Origin of the sequence: Companilactobacillus formosensis, from assembly GCF_005405305.1 — a bacterium.
Classification (GTDB): domain Bacteria; phylum Bacillota; class Bacilli; order Lactobacillales; family Lactobacillaceae; genus Companilactobacillus; species Companilactobacillus formosensis.
In genome coordinates, this window is the sequence record NZ_BJDU01000001.1 from 95559 (window position 1) to 112912 (window position 17354).

Sequence of the window (17354 nt, forward strand, 5' to 3'; positions counted from 1 at the left end):
TCAATATCATGTTTACTAAAACAGATCAAGAACTAGAAAAAATGGGTGCTAAAATTACAACCCGTGAAATTCAACAACAACCAGATTTATGGAAAGAGGCTTTCCAAAACTACACTGATAAGAAATCAGAAATAGATAGCTTTTTAAAACAAATTACAGACAAATTTGCGGATCAAAAGATTAGAGTTATCTTCACTGGTGCTGGTACTTCAGCTTATGTAGGCGATACCTTGAGACCATATTTAAATCGTGTTGGCGATACATCGCGTTTTGTCTTTGAAAGCATTCCCACAACTGATATTGTATCTGCTCCTTTAGACAATCTAAGAAGTGAAGATCCAACTATCTTAGTATCATTTGCTAGAAGTGGTAATTCACCAGAGAGTGTTGCTACAGTTGAATTAGCTGAAAAACTCATTAAGAATTTGTATCAAATCACTATCACTTGTGCCCCTGAAGGACATTTAGCAAAGAAAGCTGAAACTGAAGATGCTAATCTTTTACTTCTTCAACCAGCGCTTTCAAATGATAAGGGATTCGCCATGACCGGAAGCTTCTCTTGTATGACTTTAACGGCCGCATTGATTTTTGATACAAATGCTGAAGACAAGAAAGCTTCTTGGGTTGATACAATGATCAAGATGGGTCAAGAAGTCATTAGCCGTGAAGATGAAATTCAAGCCTATGCTGACTTAGACTATGATCGTATTACTTACCTTGGTAGTGGTTCACTTTCAGGACTTACTCGTGAAGCCCAATTGAAAGTTCTTGAACTAACTGCTGGTGCTTTGACAACAATCTTTGATTCATCAATGGGATTCCGTCATGGTCCAAAATCATATGTTAACGGTAAAACAATTGTCTTTGATTTCTTAAGCAACGATAAATACACTCGCCAATATGATGTTGATATTTTGGAAGAAATCAAAGGGGATGAAATCTGCGAAAAAGTTGTTGGTGTCGGAACTTCTGCTGACAACGACTTCTCAGGCGACAACTTCTTTATTAAAGCTGGAGACAAAGATCTTCCAGAACTTTACCAAGCATTGCCTGACGTAGTATTTGCTCAAACATTTGCATTGATGAACTCAATCAAAGTTAATAACACTCCTGATACACCATCAGCTAGTGGTACTGTTAACCGTGTTGTTAAAGGTGTAACGATTCACGATTACGAATAAAAACTTTTAAAAAGGTTGAGACATTAATTTGTTTCAACCTTTTATTGCAAAAGGTATGGTATAGACCGATTTCTGGTGCTATAATACTTTATATATTTGGAGGAGATGTGGAAATGACGTACTATATTCATGCTAAGAAATTCTTTTTACACAATACTACTGAACACGGTGGTTACTTAGAAATCACTGATGACGGTAAGTTTGGTAAATACTTCACTGAAGAAGATGGAAAGCCAGCAGGCAAAGTTGTCGATTACTCAGATAAATTCATCGCCCCAGGTCTAGTCGACACACATATTCATGGAACTTGCGGTCATGATGTTATGGATAATGACTTTGAAGGTATCAACGAAATGTCAGAAGGTTTACTTAAGACAGGTGTTACTTCATGGTTACCAACAACTTTGACAGCTTCACATGAAGAGTTCTTGAACGTATGTAAAACAATTGGTGACAATTACCAAAAGGCTACTGGTGCTAAAATTCAAGGTATTCATCTTGAAGGTCCATTTTATACAGAAGAACACAAAGGTGCTCAAAATCCTAAGTACTTTAGAGATCCAAGTGTTGAAGAATTCAATGATTGGCAAGATGCTGCTCATGGAATCATCAAGAAAATCTCAATTGCTGCTGAACGTGATGGTGCACTTGATTTTATTAAAGAAGTTACAGCTAATGATGTAGCAGTTGCTATTGGTCACACGAATGCAACTTTTGCTCAAGTTAAAAAAGCTGTTGAAGCTGGAGCTAGCGTCTTCACACATGCCTTTAATGGTATGAGAGGTTTCACACATCGTGAACCAGGAGTTGCCGGTGCAGCTATGGGCTTGGATGGAATTTATGATGAGTTGATCTGTGATGGTCACCACGTTCATCCATTCTCTGTTAAGATGTTGATCAACGCTCAAACACCTGACCACGTTGCTTTGATTACAGATTGTATGAGAGCCGGTTTGATGCCAGAAGGTGATTATGTTTTAGGTGAATTGCCAGTTATCGTAGAAAACGGTACAGCTAGACTTAAAGACGAATCACACAACCTAGCCGGAAGTATTTTGCAATTGAAACAAGGCGTTAAAAACGTTGTTGACTGGGATATTGCAACACCAGCTCAAGCAGTCAAGATGGGTAGTTACGTACCAGCTAAGAGTACTTATATTGATGACAAATGTGGTATTATCGCACAAGGCCGTGACGCAGACTTTATCGTATTAGATGAAGACATGGAATTGAGCGAAACATATTTGGACGGAGTAAGCCGTTACCAAAGATAGATACAGTAAATCCCTTATTGATTGATATGTGAAAGCCTTTCATATAACTTTCAAAAAGGGATTTTTTTTAAGGTCGAATACAAGGTATAGACCAAATAGAGTGTTATAATTATGGAGTAAATTAAGGAGGAAAAACGATGTCATATTATATTCATGCTAAGAAATTCTTTTTAAAGAACACAACTGAAAATGGGGGTTATCTAGAAGTTACTGACGATGGTAAATTTGGTAAATTTATTCCAGCCGACGGTAACAAACCAGAAGGTAAAATTGTTGATTATTCAGACAAATTTATCGCTCCTGGACTTGTAGATACTCACATTCATGGTCTTGTAGGTCATGATGTTATGGATGATGATTTTGACAAGTTGAACGAAATGTCAGAAGGTCTACTAAAAGCTGGTGTAACTTCATGGTTGCCAACAACTTTGACAGCTTCACACGACCAACTTTTGAGTATTTGCCACACAATTGGTGATAATTACAAGAAGATTACTGGTGCTAAAGTTCAAGGAATCCACTTTGAAGGACCTTTCTATACAGAAAAACACAAGGGTGCTCAAAATCCTAAATACTTCAGAGATCCAGACGTTGATGAATTTAATGACTGGCAAGATGCTGCTCATGGCATGATTAAGAAAATTTCAATCGCTCCTGAAAGAAAAGGTTCAGCTGAATTCGTTAAGGAAGTAGCTTCTGATAACGTTGCTGTTTACTTAGGACACAGTGATGCTACATTTGAACAAGCTAAGGCTTGTGTTGAAGCCGGTGCTACTGGATTTACACACACATACAATGGTATGAGTGGTTTGAATCATAGAGTTCCTGGTATGGTAGGTGCAGCTCTTTCAATGCACTTGGTAGATGATGAATTGATCTGTGACGGACACCACGTAAATCCTTATGCTGCAAGAATCGTAATCGAAAAGAAGGGTGCCGAACACGTTGCTTTGATTACTGATTGTATGCGTGCTGGTTTGATGCCAGATGGTGATTACGTACTAGGTGAACTACCTGTTGTTGTTGCTAATGGAACTGCTAGATTAAAGGCAGAACCACACAGTTTAGCTGGATCAATCCTTATGTTAAATGAAGCTATTAAGAATGTTGTTGACTGGAACATTGCTACAGATGAAGAAGCTGTTGAAATGGCTAGTTATACAGCTGCTAAGAGTTCAAAAGTTCTTGATAAATGTGGTATCATTGCTGACGGACGTGACGCTGACTTTATCGTTTTGAACGATGATATGAGCCTATCAGAGACATACCTTGACGGTGTTTCACGTTATCAAGCTTAATTAATAGATACCGATAATTATTTTTAAAAAGACTGTTAAACCGAGAATATAAATGTACTCTCGGTTTTTTTGTTACTTGCATATTGTTGTATACTCTATCTATTGGAGGATTATTATGTCAAAAAAAATTGTTGCGCATAGAGGAATACCTACCTTAGCACCTGAGAATACCATGGCATCATTCAATACTGTTGCCGATTGCGATGTGAAGTGGATAGAAACTGATCTTAGTATCACTAAAGATGAACAAGTTTTTGTTATTCATGACGATAAATTAGACCGGACAACTAACATTTCCGGTTCAATTGAGACAGTTGATAGTTCCGAAGTAAAAAATGCTGATGCCGGTTATTGGTTTGCCGAAAGATTTCGTGGTGAAAAGGTACCTACCTTGGACCAACTAATCGACTTCCTTAATATTCACAAGATCAACGCTAATATTGAACTAAAGGGTGTTGTGGGGGACAATGCCAATTATTTAGCTGATAAATTAGTCGAAAAATTTGCTGAAGCTTTGGATCGTTTGGATGACCAAGTAGAATTGATTATTTCTAGTTTTAATCCCATCATGTTGGAAAAAATGTATCAACTAAAGCCGAACTTGAAGTATGCCGTTTTGTTCAGTAAGGCTACTTTGGGAGATGATTGGAATTTAGTTATGCAAGCTTGTCATGCTAAAATCGTTCACCCAGACAGTAATGGTTTGACTGAAGCAAAAGTTAAGAAAATGAAAGATTATGGTTACGAAATCAATGTTTGGACGGTTGACGATATCAATCGGGCTCAAGAGTTGTTGAGTTGGGGCGTTGATGGCGTGATTACTAATATTGCTGATAGAATGCTTTTCTTAGAAAAATAGACAAAAAATGACCTCGGGATTCAGTACGACACTGACTATCCTGAGGCCTTTTTGTCTAGACTAATTTGTGTTTTCGGAGGATTCATTATGAAAATTAATAGCTTACTGTTTATTAAAAGGGGCAGAAGCTTACTCCAAATACGATTTTTATGAATTAACATTGATTGATACTGCAAAATCCGAATTTATTTTCGATTTTGCCTCATCTCGATTCAACCCAAATTTTTGATACTATCCCATTCTACAACTACCTTAATTACGATTCTTTTAAACCGGTGACGTCTTGGTAGATGTATGCTCTTGCGAGACTTCGAAGATTGGAAACTACTTAGTTCATTTCCATTCCCCTTACTTTCAAGTATAAACATTCTGGAGACTTATCCAATGAAAAATGGCGGTATCATACTGTTTGTATAATTAGGTTGATTCTATGAAGGTCCAATTGAGCGTGGTTTCATAATTACCAGGACTGATTGATCCTGGTTTGAGTTTAAGGAGAAGTCCTTCGTTTTTGTTCCAATTTAGATAGTGGAGTTTTTGGTCACGTGTTGAGATAGCCACGAAAGCAGGATGGTCTGAAACATTCGTAACGGTATTGTTTGTAAGATTATGTATTTGTAAAACTGCTGGCAAATAAGCTTTACTTTTTTGGTCATAAAGAGCGTGGCTTTGAGCTACCATTATTTTGACAGGATTAAAGTTCCGGCGCTGATCGTCAAAGTCAATAATGTTATTCGGTGCATTAGTATCGTTTAAACGATAGATTAAAGAATTTGGAGCGTACGTTTGAATAGGATTAAAGGTAATATCATGAATTGATGGAAAAAACATATTTGTTATGAAATGAAAAGATATTGTAGACCCGTAATTGTGGTAACTGCTGTCATTTTTATCTTCAAGATATGTACCGTAAATAACAGGCTTTGATTCAAATTCAAAGTTGTTTGAAATTTGTCCAACTTTTAAATTCAATTCGACATTTAAATTTTCTTTATCTTTAAATTTAGTCAGATCAATAATCAAATTTTTCTTTTTGAAATTTTCAGTTTGAAGTTTGTATTCAATGTTTTGTTCATCGTTAATCTTTAGTTTAGTAATGTTCACTTGTAGTGGTAATGGAATAACTAAAGTTTGATCTTTTAGATTAGTTTTATTGACATTGGATAAATGAAGTCGGTAAGTTAGATCATCGTCCCTAGCGACGTTAGCTAGATTGGTTTTTGTATCTAACGGATCATCTTTATGACTAGTGTTTTGAATTTGATTGTCGATGCCAATAATAGAATCGGAAATCGTCAATTGGGCATCATTTGTTTTAAAAAATTCTTTGTCATATTTAAATTTTGCATAATATGAAGAACCATCTAATTTAGAAGTTACATTTTTTAAGGTAAGTTCCGTTTGATTATTATTTGGTAGTTTTATATATCCAGAGGTTGGTGAAGATTTTTGATACCATTCGATTGATAAGTTGTCTTCAGAATCTCTTTTATCATCTGAGAGCCCTTGAACCTTAAAAGTTACGTCTTCTCCCAACTTAGCGGACATATCTTCTAAACCACCACCGACGTAAATAGATTTTTCTGCTCTGATTTTTTGTTTATTGATTGAATTAGTAACTGAAGCAATGATTGTAACATCTCCAAATTTTTTGGGAGTGGCAGCAGTTATTTTTCCGTTAGAATCAATATTGGCTAATGAATTATCACTTGTTGTCCATGTAATATTGTCAGTGGAATCTATGGGTTCTCTAGTGGCAGAAGCAAAAACAGCATTATCGATGAGTGTACTATTTGTGTTTAATAAGTAATTTGAATTAGTATCGATATTCAATTTTTCAGTATCTATGGGATTTTTGTTGGTTACAACTTTGATAATTTTAGAATAAATTGTTATATCTCGGGAACCCCAAACGGTAATATAATTCTTGTGATAATGGACTTCCAATTGATAATAATTAGTGCCTATTTGAGAATTATCGATGGTAAAATTAGAACCTTTCGCACCTTTTACTGAAGACCATATGTTCTTATCTGAAAGTTTCCGCCAAGTGTAGGTATCTTTGACTCCCCATGTTGGAAATCCGGCTGGTCTAATTGGATTAAGATGAATAGTTAGTGGCGTACCAATTTTCCCGGAATAAAACTCTTGTTGTGGACTGATAAAGCCAGCTTTTCGAGAAATAAATGTTCCGGATTTTCCTGGTGGTGAAGGAGTAAAAGGTGGACTATCCTGCCCATACGTTTGTAAATCAGTTGTATCCGCCGAAGCACTTTGTACTGTCGAATGATAAGCAATTGGGGTGATGATGATCGTTAAAAAGAACAGAAATTTCAAAAAGGCGGTCGTCATGATATTTTCTCCTTAGTTGTCTATACCAATTTAGTATTATATAAAATATCATGATTATAAGATAGTCCAGATGGCAATTTAAATTTTAATAACTAAATATAAATGAAAAAAGAGCTTACGAATAGGCATCGTAAGCTCTTTTTTGAAATAATTTTTAATTACATTTTTACTTTTGGACGTAAAGTGTAAGCCATAATCAATGAAATAACTGAAGTAATCAAGAGAACGTAAAAGCTAGTTCCCAATGATTTACCAGTAGATGCAACTACTTGACCGGTAATCATTGATGAATTGACATAACCGAAGTTAATCACTACGTATAGAGCAGCGTAGAGGATTGAAGGTAAGAAGGTAAATAATCTAACCAAACGAATTGTTCCCCGTGATCTGAAGCAGGCTGCAATCAAGGCAATAACTGGTGACAAGAAGCAAATCAAACGAATAGCAGACACACCATTGGTAATCCAAACAGGTTGGGCAACATAAGCACTAGTCCGGCTAGCAGCACTAGTAATTGTTGCTGAAAGCGAGAAGCCATCTAGGAAAGGTCCACCGATTGAAGCGATGAAACCAATTAATGAAGCCACAATGATTGTCTTTTGAGCTGTTGTCTTATGATTTGGTTTGAGACGATCAGCAGCTGTTTCATATTTAGGCTTTTGTTGATGAGCCTGGTGTGTTGTTTGAGCAGTTGTATCAGGATGTTCGTTATTAGAATCTTTGTTAAAAGAAGTCTCATGTTTGAGAGCCTTATTTGCTCCAACTTCATTACCATGACGGAGTTGTGAAAGTAGGAACCACAAAATAATAACGATAGCTAGGGCAATATAGCCGTAGTTTCTTTTAACGACTAGCAGAATAGCCGTAATGATGACTGCAAAAATACTGATATAAGCATTGTTTTTCGCAAACTTAACCATGTTATGGATAAAGCCATCATTAGGATCAGTTTGTTCAGCTTTTCTCTTGGCTTCAGCAGCACGTCTTTCGTTTTCCGTTGGTGCAAAAGGATCTTTGATTGGATCTTTAATTGGGTCCTCAAAAGAATGGTAATCAGTTTCATGTTCTTGAGTCTTTTTGTAAGGCTTTTGAGAAATTGGATTGAAGTCATTCTTACTATAAACTTGAGTTTTATCATCTAAAGGTTCGTCGGCACTAGACTTGGCAAATGAAGATGGACGTGAAGTACTATCATTAGTCTTGTTATAAGTCTTCATTTCAGGTTCAGGATCTGGCCGCTGAACTTTAGGGTGATCGAAAGAACCATACTCTTTTTGTTGAGCTGGAGCTTGTTGTAGTGGAGCTTCAGGTTCTTTTTCTGATTTATCTTCTTGATTTAATTCATTTTCAATATCCGACAATGAGCGGATAGTGTCATCATCTTTTACTTGATTAGTAGTTTCAGTCTTTTTTTTCTTTAGGGCGTAGCCGCAATTATCACAAAATTTTTGATCTGGGTCGACTTTATGACCACAATTTGGACAAAACATTATTCATTCCTCCATTATGTTGACAAAATAAGTATACAAGACAACCTCTATCATAGGAAGACATTCCCCGGAAAGTTCACAGAAACGTCACATGTTGTATATCCGAAACTTAATTATACAAAATATTCTTAGACTTTGCTTAAATAAATAAAAAAACCTCACACATCGGGAAATGAGTGAGGAAAACGATTGTAGGTTTTGTATTAGTCAAACTTCAAGGTATGGAAATGTTGCAAATCGGTAGCGGGAGAGAACAGGCTGGATTTTTGAGTAAGAGGTGAGGTTCGTCTCTCCCGTAGTTGTATTATAACGAAACCTAATTCCTCAGTGCCAATCTAGTTTGATATAAGTAGATATTAACTTGTTGATTATTCAGTATAAATTGACTTTAATTGCTTTAATTTATCAGCATCGATGCCTAAGGCTTTGTCCAAATAGTTATCGAAGGTGCCATAGTAATGTTCGATAGCTCTAAAAACAGATGTAATACTGGCCAAATCAGCCTTAGTCATGTTCATCTTGTTAATATCTTGATTGCCATTTTCATCATTTAAAGTACTTTCAATCGTATCGATGTCATCATACATTAAATTGGTTAATAAATAATCCTTTGTGATAGTCTCTTCGTCTACATCTAGAGCCTTTAAGACTAACAAGGCACCAATTCCAGTCCGATCTTTTCCAGCCGCACAGTGAAAGAGTAGTGATTGTTTTGGTTGATCATTGTGTAACATTAGATCGAATAAAATTTTATAAGCTTGTTGACCATGTTTATCGAGGACGACGCTTTGATAAATCATGCCCAAATAAGAATAATTCTCGTGATTGATCATCATGGCTAATTTATCGCCATTACCTTTGAGTGGATAAACCGGATCAGAATAAATTTTATAAAAATCAGAAGTAGTATCAGCCCAAGTTCGTTGTTCGCTGTTGGAACGGAAGTCGACTACATACCGTAATCCGTAATTTTTAAGGTAACTTAAAGATTTTCCTGTTAGATTACTTATATCCCCTGAACGTAAGAGTTTATTGTATTTAATTGTCGTTCCATCTTTAGTGGGATATCCACCTAGTTCACGTAAATTTATTGCACCTTCGAGATTTAATATACGTTTCATTTTGTCCTCCCCTGGTCGTTGCGTATTTTAGGTCATTAGAAGTATTATAATAATAAGGTGATTTATGGTGAGAAATAAACTTTCAATTATTATGACAGCTTATAATGTAGCTGATTATATTTCCAGCTCGATCGATTCAGTGATTGCTCAAACTAATCGAAACTTTGATTTAATTATTGTGGACGATTGCTCTACAGATCAAACTCAAAAGATAATCCGTTCTTATGCTCAAAAATATGATTGGATTTCGGTTATTTGTCACGCTCGAAATTTTGGCGTTTCAACCGCTAGAAATACAGGTCTGAAAAATGCTGATGGTGAATTTTTAACTTTTATCGATGGCGATGATTGGGTTGAACCCGATTATGTCGAGCATTTTTTAGATATTTTTTCGGATCAAGATGTTGATATGGTAACTTGTGGTTTCTTTAATGAAACTGAAAGTGGCAAAGTAAAAAATAAATTTACTAAGCGTCAAACTAGCATTGTTGGTCGTGAAGAAGCTACTAAGCTCATTATCAAGATGACAGGTACAGTTATGGGTTACACATGGAACAAAGCTTACGTTCGTTCTATTATTGAAGAAAATAAGTTGATGTTTCAGACGGATTTAGATTTGATGGAAGATCAGGTCTTCAATGTTGAATATGCCGCCCATGCTAGAAAATTTTATCTCGATAATTTGCCACTGTATCATTATATTTCTCGCAAAGAGAGCATTACTAATCGTTTTGCGATGGAAAATGTCAGAGACATTGGTGTTGCTAGAATGAAAGTTTATAAAACCATTCGAGAAAGCACTCGAAATGAGAAAAAACAGATTTAATATATATATTAATGGGTAAGTCGAGCCGAGTGCTTGGCTTTTTTTGTTCCATCAATCCCTTTAAGAATAACATTTTGTTAGTTGAAAATGCTTACAAAAAACTCTTTTGTTATCTAAAGATTGAGAAATCAAAAAAATAATGTGGCTATTAGTCAAGCAACATTCAAATGTCATAATATGACAGACCTCAATGATAGAATTTGAAATGATCAGAGAGGGGATGTCAAACATTGACTAATAAGGATGTTAACAGTAAAGAACGTGCTCTTATTATTGCATTCAGGATGTTCTTTGGCGAAAAAATCAACGTGAATGAAACCGCCGAAACTTATGGTGTTTCTAAAAGAACTATCTTGCGAGATATTAGTTCAATCAGACATGTTTTGGCAGACAAAGATTTGGCTAATTATCGTTTTGAACTGAAATATAACGAAAGCCACAATAACTATAATATTTTTGATAATGGAATTTTGACCCTGGAAGAGGCCTTGTTAGTTTTAATGACTTTGGCAGGGAATATTCCAGATATTAATTCAGATTCACTCAATAAAGTACTAAAGGGAATAACTGATTTAGTGTCTACTTCTAAACGAAGACAATTAGGACCAGCTTTATTAAATGCGAAGGAAAATTATATGGCTTTGTCTAATAAAAAGGACATTTTGCCACTAATAAAAAAATTTTTGATTTGGATTATTGATCGTAAGACGATTCATTTCACTGATATATCAAAGAATTGTAGTTTAGATGGCGTACCTTTAAGTATTTTTGTTAGAAATCGAGATTGTTTTGTTTTGATATACGTAGCGGGAAATATTAATCGTAATGTTGTTTATCCAATTGACAAGTTGACCAATTTAAGTGAAAGCAAGCAAGAAATAAAAGTCTCGCGAACTAATTTGGAAAGTCATGGTGATTTTTGCTAATTTAAAGAGCTTGGTAATATATAATCAAGGTAACAGGGGGATTTAAAATGGAAGATGATAAAGAGAAATTAGATCCTGAATATCAAGATATCAAAAATAGTGGTAGTCGCTATCGAATCTTGAATATCTTTACAAGATTTTTAAATCACGAAACGATGACAATGGATTGGGCGACTGAGCATTACAAGGCTAATAAGACAGCTATCCAAAAAGACTTTAAACTCATCAGAAGAATCCTGGCACAACAAATGCCAAATCGACAACTGGTTTTGGACAAAAGTAATTCTGAATATCATATCACTCGAGAAGGTGTAATTGACGGTGCTGATGCAATCGCTATTTTGAAGATGTTGATTGGAACTAGAGCTTTTTCAAAGGCTGAATTAAAGGACTTCACTAGCGATATTTTAGATTTGGTCGATGATGGCGATTATCGCAATATTAAAGTTCTATTATCTGCTACGATGGCTGAATATAAGCCGGTTAAAGTTAGCGATGATTTGCGTGAACGAATCAGACGTTTGTCAGAATGTATTTTAAAGAAAAGGTCAGTTACTTTTAAATACCACAGTAGTCGTCAAGGCAGTGATGCTACCAAAGATATTATTGGTGTTCCTATCAATATGTATTTTGATACGTCTTATTATTACGTGATGATTTATCTTTTAAAAGATGCTGATCCAAAAGATAATCCACGAATCTTTCGTATAGATAGATTTGAGTTTCCAATTGATTCAAGTAAGAGAGCAATTAATATCCCTTATTCGAAGAAAGTTGATGAAGGAACGATGTTGAACAAAACTCACTTGTTGAAGATGGGGAATGATGTTAATTATAGTTTTGAATATTTCAGCTATCCTCAGACTGCTTTGGATAAATTACCAGGATCAAGAATTGTGGAGAAAAAAGAAAACAGTGTCATCATTGAAGGTAGTATTTTTACTGAGGGTGCGTTGTTGTGGATTTTTAGTCAGGGCAACCAGTTGAAAGTTTTGGGACCTGATTCGTTGGTAAGAGCTGTTAAACAGCGTTTGGTTGATACTTTAAAATTGTACGAAAAATAAAAAATCGTTGTTTGAATTGGTGTAGGATTCCGTCCTCCATAGCAGTTTCATTTTACATATTAAAAAACAAATAGCACCTGTATCGGAATAGCTTTCTATTCGTGATACAAGTGCTAATTTTGACTTAACATTAATTTTCTAAGTGAGTTTTGAAGTTTATTTTTCTAAGATATTCATTACTTGTTCATGAACTTTGTCAGCTTTCCAGTGACCGTTATTGCTTTTTGAATAATGGTACATAGTTTTTACAGGACGTTTAGCATAACTAGTCAAAGCTTTATTTACCTTTCCACCTAAGGCGACTAGGGTAGCGTTCTTTGAAATACCAAGATTATCTAGATGATTTTCAAGGTTGATAACATCATCTTGTGTGATATCGACATCCTTACTTGAACTTTCAATGGCGTGCGATACATCAGTCATGAAAGAACCCCAAAGTTCAGTGTTATATAAAGCAGCTGCTAGGCGATAATCCATACTATTTTTGTTTCCATGGAAGTTCAAGAATAGTTTATCCTTATTTTGATTTACAGCGGCGTTGCCTTGATTCATACCAACGATAACGTATTTCGTATTCTTCAAACGTTCATCAATATCATCATTTAATTTATTCATAGGAAAATGATTTGGTTGATAATTAGCACCAAAGGCTTTTTCACGTTCATCTGGTGTCATGTTAGCTAGATCAGTATTGGGAACGTCCCAAATTGCCCAGCTATCGATTGAAGTAAATTTTGCATTTGTCATATAAATGTTCCCCCAATTAATTTATCGATTTACATTCATAGAATAACACCGAGGGGTGTCATAATATGTCACTCTAGGAGTTCTATTTAGAGAAACTCAAAATAAATATTATTTTTTTTGACATGCTATAATAATTGTATATTGGGCAGTTGCAGGCGATACCCAGACCAAACATTGCCGTTGTCTGAAAGGAATTCTTATGAGAATAAATGTGTTGCAACATACTCCAAATGAAGGTCCCGGAATGATCCAAGATTGGTCACAAGAACATGGGCATCAAATGTATATCTATCACCCTTATCAGTTTGGGCATTTACCATCAGCCGAACAGACAGATATGCTAGTTATTCTTGGTGGACCAATGAGTCCTAATGATGATTTACCTTGGATCAAACAGGAACGTCAATTGATCAAAGAATTGTTGGCTCAAAATAAACCACTATTTGGTGCTTGTTTTGGAGCTCAACAAATTGCGAAGACGCTAGGTAAGAAAATTAAAAAATCCCCAGCTAAAGAAGTAGGTTGGGCACCAGTGTATCGACAAAATGAAGCGGTTTTTGGTATTCCGGAAAAGATGACAGTATTACATTGGCATGAAGAAATGTTTGAAATTCCAGAAAAAGCTAAGTTGCTATTCTCAAGTGATAAGGTCAAAAATCAAGGCTTTGTCATGAATCATCGCGTCATCGGCTTACAATTTCATATTGAACCTGGGGCTGACAACGTGCGTGAGATAGTAGTGAATGATTTCCCATATATTGAAGGATCCGTCTTGAATCAATCGAGTGAGGATATCTTGGATACACCAGTGCCTGCAGAGAATAAATTGATTTTAGACCGTATGTTAGATTACATTACAAACTGAGGTGGCATTTTGAAAAAAGCAATTATTTACGTCCATGGTAAAGGTGGTAGTGCTTTAGAAGTAGAACGTTTTAAGAAAAATTGCCCAGGCTTTGAAATGGTCGGTGTCGATTATCGAGAATATTTGCCTTGGATTGTTGAAAAACAAGTCCGTGATACTTATGAGAAATTAACTTCAAAATATGATCAAATATTTTTACTAGCTAATAGTATTGGAGCTTATTTTTCAATGTTAGCTTTACAAGACTTACCAATTAAAAAAGCTTTGTTTATCTCGCCAATCTTGGATATGGAAAAATCAATCACAGATACACTCGAAGAAAATAATTTAACTGAAACAGAATTAGAAAATCAACAAGAGATTATTTTGGGCCGTAAGACTTTATCATGGAAGTATTTGCAGTTTGTTAGGGAACATCCAATCAATTGGCAAATAAAAACAGAAATTCTTTATGGACAAAAAGATAATCATACTTCAAATGCAGTTTTAGATGCTTTTATTGAGAACCATAACGCTCATGTAACGATAATGAAAAATGGAGAGCATTGGTTTCACACGAAAGAGCAGCTAACTTTTTTGGATAATTGGATGCAAAAAACAGTCGAATCGTAAAATTCGGCTGTTTTTGTTATTAATCAAATGAACGATTGTTGTATGGAGGATATCCATCGATACGGACAGTGGATTCGTCATCGATGTTCCATTGGATTTTATTGACGTCAGAATAAAAATTACGACTAGCAAATGAACTTGAGAAGACATCGACAATTGGTAAGTCAGTTGTAAAAGCAAGGTAGCGACCTTCAACAATTGAATTGTTAAGGGCATAAAAATCGCTATCGGGACATTCGTCATTGGCATTTACAGTCATACGAATAAAAGTTAATGATGATTGGAAGTCAACACCAATCGAATGATTGATCAAGCAGTCTTTTTGTTTACAATTGGAATTTTTTAAATAAAGAGTGTTGATCGTATCATTGACAAGCAAATTAGGACAATTTTCAAGATACAGGCCAGCAGTTTCAATATTAGCGGTTGAAACGACGGAATCATAAAGTGCAAAAGAAGCGTTTTTGCAAAAAATCGTGTTCCATTTGTTGTCAAGAGGATGTAGGAAACGGACATTTTCGGCATAAAAGTGCGCATCATCGTATATCGCAACAGTATTAAGAGGACTTTGACCAGACGAAATTGTCATATTTTTAAGGATGATTTGAACGTCATCACCAATTAAAAAATAGGCATGGAGTTTTATTGCACGATTATTGGAATTATCACCAATGATATTGATACTTTTTTTCAAATTGAGATAATAAGGTTCATCATCAGAGAAATAATCACCATCGGCTAATTTGATAGTGTCGAAAGGTTTAGCAAGATTAAGAGCAGTTACCAAATCCAATTCCCTTTTATTTGTGTTTTTGATATAAAATGTTGTCATATACGCAAGCCTCCATTTGTTTTGTAATTCCATTATATGAGGCTGAGTGGCATACTATGGCAATTTAAAAGAACTAAGTACAAAATAACCTCAATAAAAATATTGTTTTTATTGAGGTTATTTTGTCTTTAAATTTTCTTTTTCAAATGATACTTAACAATTCCAGTATCAGAATCTTTAATGTCTTTTTTTTCATCTTTAGCAAAGTAAACCGCAAAGCTTTTATTATCGGAAACATCTTGTGCAACTACTAGGGATGATTCGTAGGGATCCTTTGCTTTATAAATTTGCGCACCACGAACTGCTTCGCCGTAATCTTTTGAATTAGCAATCGCATCGCCGGGGTTAAAAAATACCATTTCATCCATAAGTAACACATCCTTTCTCTTTTTTTCATTATACAATTAATGGTCAAAAGAATGGAAAGAATAACAGTATCATTAACTTTTATTAAAGGTTTTTCTCCGCTATACTATGACATATGGAGGGTATGTAGATGACTAATGTTGAAGATTATATTAAACAAAATGTTTTTGGCAAGCCACAGTTAAAGCCTGATGAGAAGAACAAATTCTTGGGAAACTTTGCTGAAAGAGTAGCGATTGCTTTAACGATTGCCCAATTAAAAAATGAGGATAATATCAAGACGGTTGAAAGCGTTATGAAAAAATATCCGCAGTATCATCTGTATTTAAATGGAAAAATTGATTCATATATACTGGATAAATACCTACAATTGAGTGTAAAATTAAAGTATAAGTTTACAATAGTTTCACAATCGGGAGTCCGTAATAAAGACCGTGCCTTGACTGATAATGACATGGGACTAGTTATTGCTAACGAGGGTAAACCTGTTGATAGACCAGTGCTTATATAATTTTGGAGGACAAAAATGTCTAATAGCTCATTAGATAAAATTGCTTTACTTTCTTTAAATGGTAATAAACCATTAGCAAAAAGAATTTCTGACTACATGGGAATTCCATTGTTGGATGCTACCGTTTCACATTTTAGTGATGGTGAAATCAACATTCAAATGAACGAAAGTATTCGTGGAAAAGACGTTTACATTATTCATTCAGTTTCTGATCCTGTTAATGACAACTTCATGGAATTGATGATTGCCGTAGATGCTTTGAGACGTGCTAGTGCTAACAGCATTACTTGTGTATTGCCATACTTTGCTTACACACGTTCAGATAGAAAATCTCGTTCTAGAGAACCTATCTCAGCTAAGTTGTTTGCCAATATGCTAGAAATGGGACAAGTCGATCGTGTTATCGCTATCGACATGCATGCTGATCAAATTCAAGGATTCTTTGATATTCCAGTTGATCACTTACGTGCTATGCCAATTTTCGCTAGTTACTTTGAACAAAAAATCAAGAACCCTGACGATTTCGTCTTTGTAGCTCCTGATCACAATTCAACTAAACGTGCTCGTGCTTTAGCTGAAGTATTTGGTTCACAAATTGCTATCGTTGACCAAAGATCAACAGAAGATGATGATGTTATTCCTGATATTATTGGTGATGTTGACGGTAAGCAATGTGTTATCGTTGATGATTTGATTGATACAGGTACTAGAATGATCAATAGTGCTGAAGCAGTCAAAAAGGCTGGTGCCAAGACAATTTCTGCCGTTGCTACACATCCAATTTTCTCAAAGAACGCTGCAAAACGCTTAGAAGCATCAGACTTGATGGAAGTGCTAGTTTCAGATTCAATTGTCGTTCCAGAAGAATGTCATTTTGACAAATTAAAGATTTTATCCGTAACTGACTTAGTTGGTGATGCTATTCGCATGACTCAAGATAATGAATCAATCGACTCATTATTTGATGTTCGTGATAGCTTCACAATTATTAAATAAGTTAATTAATCTCAATCCTTAGTGATTGGGATTT

At 35.2% G+C, this 17354-nt stretch carries 17 protein-coding genes; 11 read left to right on the forward strand and 6 right to left on the reverse strand.

Going from position 1 to position 17354, the window contains the following annotated elements:
• The first annotated feature begins 8 nt into the window (after window positions 1-8).
• The 4 genes from FFM65_RS00475 (at window position 9) to FFM65_RS00490 (ending at window position 4612) form a co-directional block, all read left to right on the forward strand.
• Window positions 9-1181 carry an SIS domain-containing protein gene (locus FFM65_RS00475; RefSeq protein WP_119317150.1) on the forward strand — a complete coding sequence of 391 codons (1173 nt, stop codon included), beginning with the start codon at window positions 9-11 and terminating at the stop codon, window positions 1179-1181.
• A gap of 113 nt (window positions 1182-1294) precedes the next feature.
• Window positions 1295-2455 carry an N-acetylglucosamine-6-phosphate deacetylase gene (gene nagA / locus FFM65_RS00480; RefSeq protein WP_119317151.1) on the forward strand — a complete coding sequence of 387 codons (1161 nt, stop codon included), beginning with the start codon at window positions 1295-1297 and terminating at the stop codon, window positions 2453-2455.
• A gap of 137 nt (window positions 2456-2592) precedes the next feature.
• Window positions 2593-3753 (forward strand): N-acetylglucosamine-6-phosphate deacetylase, encoded by a 1161-nt coding sequence (gene nagA, locus FFM65_RS00485; RefSeq protein WP_119317152.1) that lies wholly within the window; start codon window positions 2593-2595, stop codon window positions 3751-3753.
• Between the two features lie 115 nt (window positions 3754-3868).
• A complete protein-coding gene (locus FFM65_RS00490; protein WP_119317153.1) occupies window positions 3869-4612 on the forward strand; it encodes a glycerophosphodiester phosphodiesterase family protein in 744 nt (247 codons plus the stop codon).
• A gap of 417 nt (window positions 4613-5029) precedes the next feature.
• On the opposite strand, the gene FFM65_RS00495 is transcribed toward FFM65_RS00490, so the two are convergent.
• From FFM65_RS00495 to FFM65_RS00505, 3 genes are all read right to left on the reverse strand, one after another.
• Window positions 5030-6964: a hypothetical protein gene (locus FFM65_RS00495; RefSeq protein WP_119317154.1), complete on the reverse strand. Its 1935-nt coding sequence runs from the start codon at window positions 6962-6964 to the stop codon at window positions 5030-5032.
• A gap of 158 nt (window positions 6965-7122) precedes the next feature.
• On the reverse strand, window positions 7123-8454 hold the full coding sequence (locus tag FFM65_RS00500; protein ID WP_119317155.1) for a zinc ribbon domain-containing protein: 1332 nt from the start codon (window positions 8452-8454) through the stop codon (window positions 7123-7125).
• Window positions 8455-8822: 368 nt separating this feature from the next.
• On the reverse strand, window positions 8823-9575 hold the full coding sequence (locus FFM65_RS00505; protein ID WP_119317156.1) for a tyrosine-protein phosphatase: 753 nt from the start codon (window positions 9573-9575) through the stop codon (window positions 8823-8825).
• A 91-nt stretch (window positions 9576-9666) separates the two neighbouring features.
• Between FFM65_RS00505 and FFM65_RS00510 the strand changes: the two genes are divergently transcribed.
• The 3 genes from FFM65_RS00510 to FFM65_RS00520 all read left to right on the forward strand — a co-directional run bounded on the left by FFM65_RS00510 (window position 9667) and on the right by FFM65_RS00520 (window position 12391).
• The gene (locus tag FFM65_RS00510; RefSeq protein ID WP_371851261.1) at window positions 9667-10401 is read left to right on the forward strand and encodes a glycosyltransferase family 2 protein; all 735 of its coding nucleotides are present in this window, start codon (window positions 9667-9669) and stop codon (window positions 10399-10401) included.
• Window positions 10402-10631: 230 nt separating this feature from the next.
• Window positions 10632-11327: a helix-turn-helix domain-containing protein gene (locus FFM65_RS00515; protein ID WP_119317157.1), complete on the forward strand. Its 696-nt coding sequence runs from the start codon at window positions 10632-10634 to the stop codon at window positions 11325-11327.
• A 47-nt stretch (window positions 11328-11374) separates the two neighbouring features.
• Window positions 11375-12391 (forward strand): WYL domain-containing protein, encoded by a 1017-nt coding sequence (locus FFM65_RS00520; protein WP_119317158.1) that lies wholly within the window; start codon window positions 11375-11377, stop codon window positions 12389-12391.
• 156 nt (window positions 12392-12547) lie between these two features.
• Here the strand turns inward: FFM65_RS00520 and FFM65_RS00525 are convergent, their stop codons facing one another.
• Window positions 12548-13138, reverse strand: a complete 591-nt coding sequence (locus FFM65_RS00525) for a hypothetical protein (RefSeq protein WP_119317159.1) — start codon at window positions 13136-13138, stop codon at window positions 12548-12550.
• Between the two features lie 199 nt (window positions 13139-13337).
• Between FFM65_RS00525 and FFM65_RS00530 the strand changes: the two genes are divergently transcribed.
• Complete coding sequence (locus FFM65_RS00530; protein WP_119317160.1) at window positions 13338-14003, forward strand: type 1 glutamine amidotransferase; 666 nt, start codon at window positions 13338-13340, stop codon at window positions 14001-14003.
• A 9-nt stretch (window positions 14004-14012) separates the two neighbouring features.
• Complete coding sequence (locus FFM65_RS00535) at window positions 14013-14615, forward strand: alpha/beta hydrolase (protein ID WP_119317161.1); 603 nt, start codon at window positions 14013-14015, stop codon at window positions 14613-14615.
• Window positions 14616-14634: 19 nt separating this feature from the next.
• Here the strand turns inward: FFM65_RS00535 and FFM65_RS00540 are convergent, their stop codons facing one another.
• Both FFM65_RS00540 and FFM65_RS00545 read right to left on the reverse strand, forming a co-directional pair.
• Entirely contained in the window at window positions 14635-15447 is an 813-nt protein-coding gene (locus tag FFM65_RS00540) for a hypothetical protein (RefSeq protein WP_119317162.1), read from the reverse strand.
• A 128-nt stretch (window positions 15448-15575) separates the two neighbouring features.
• Window positions 15576-15815: a hypothetical protein gene (locus tag FFM65_RS00545; RefSeq protein WP_059075137.1), complete on the reverse strand. Its 240-nt coding sequence runs from the start codon at window positions 15813-15815 to the stop codon at window positions 15576-15578.
• Window positions 15816-15943: 128 nt separating this feature from the next.
• Between FFM65_RS00545 and FFM65_RS00550 the strand changes: the two genes are divergently transcribed.
• Together FFM65_RS00550 and FFM65_RS00555 are read left to right on the forward strand one after the other, a co-directional pair.
• Entirely contained in the window at window positions 15944-16324 is a 381-nt protein-coding gene (locus tag FFM65_RS00550) for a YueI family protein (RefSeq protein WP_059075136.1), read from the forward strand.
• A 15-nt stretch (window positions 16325-16339) separates the two neighbouring features.
• Window positions 16340-17320: a ribose-phosphate diphosphokinase gene (locus FFM65_RS00555; protein WP_119317163.1), complete on the forward strand. Its 981-nt coding sequence runs from the start codon at window positions 16340-16342 to the stop codon at window positions 17318-17320.
• The last annotated feature ends 34 nt before the right edge of the window (window positions 17321-17354 follow it).

Excerpts from the sequence above, each read along its gene's own strand:
- FFM65_RS00550 (WP_059075136.1), top strand. The coding sequence starts at position 15,944 with ATGACTAATGTTGAAGATTATATTAAACAAAATGTTTTTGGCAAGCCA.
- FFM65_RS00530 (WP_119317160.1), top strand. The coding sequence starts at position 13,338 with ATGAGAATAAATGTGTTGCAACATACTCCAAATGAAGGTCCCGGAATG.
- FFM65_RS00510 (WP_371851261.1), top strand. The coding sequence starts at position 9,667 with ATGACAGCTTATAATGTAGCTGATTATATTTCCAGCTCGATCGATTCA.
- FFM65_RS00490 (WP_119317153.1), top strand. The coding sequence starts at position 3,869 with ATGTCAAAAAAAATTGTTGCGCATAGAGGAATACCTACCTTAGCACCT.
- FFM65_RS00545 (WP_059075137.1), bottom strand. The coding sequence starts at position 15,815 with ATGGATGAAATGGTATTTTTTAACCCCGGCGATGCGATTGCTAATTCA.
- FFM65_RS00525 (WP_119317159.1), bottom strand. The coding sequence starts at position 13,138 with ATGACAAATGCAAAATTTACTTCAATCGATAGCTGGGCAATTTGGGAC.
- FFM65_RS00505 (WP_119317156.1), bottom strand. The coding sequence starts at position 9,575 with ATGAAACGTATATTAAATCTCGAAGGTGCAATAAATTTACGTGAACTA.
- nagA (WP_119317152.1), top strand. The coding sequence starts at position 2,593 with ATGTCATATTATATTCATGCTAAGAAATTCTTTTTAAAGAACACAACT.
- FFM65_RS00500 (WP_119317155.1), bottom strand. The coding sequence starts at position 8,454 with ATGTTTTGTCCAAATTGTGGTCATAAAGTCGACCCAGATCAAAAATTT.
- FFM65_RS00495 (WP_119317154.1), bottom strand. The coding sequence starts at position 6,964 with ATGACGACCGCCTTTTTGAAATTTCTGTTCTTTTTAACGATCATCATC.
- FFM65_RS00540 (WP_119317162.1), bottom strand. The coding sequence starts at position 15,447 with ATGACAACATTTTATATCAAAAACACAAATAAAAGGGAATTGGATTTG.
- nagA (WP_119317151.1), top strand. The coding sequence starts at position 1,295 with ATGACGTACTATATTCATGCTAAGAAATTCTTTTTACACAATACTACT.
- FFM65_RS00475 (WP_119317150.1), top strand. The coding sequence starts at position 9 with ATGTTTACTAAAACAGATCAAGAACTAGAAAAAATGGGTGCTAAAATT.
- FFM65_RS00555 (WP_119317163.1), top strand. The coding sequence starts at position 16,340 with ATGTCTAATAGCTCATTAGATAAAATTGCTTTACTTTCTTTAAATGGT.
- FFM65_RS00520 (WP_119317158.1), top strand. The coding sequence starts at position 11,375 with ATGGAAGATGATAAAGAGAAATTAGATCCTGAATATCAAGATATCAAA.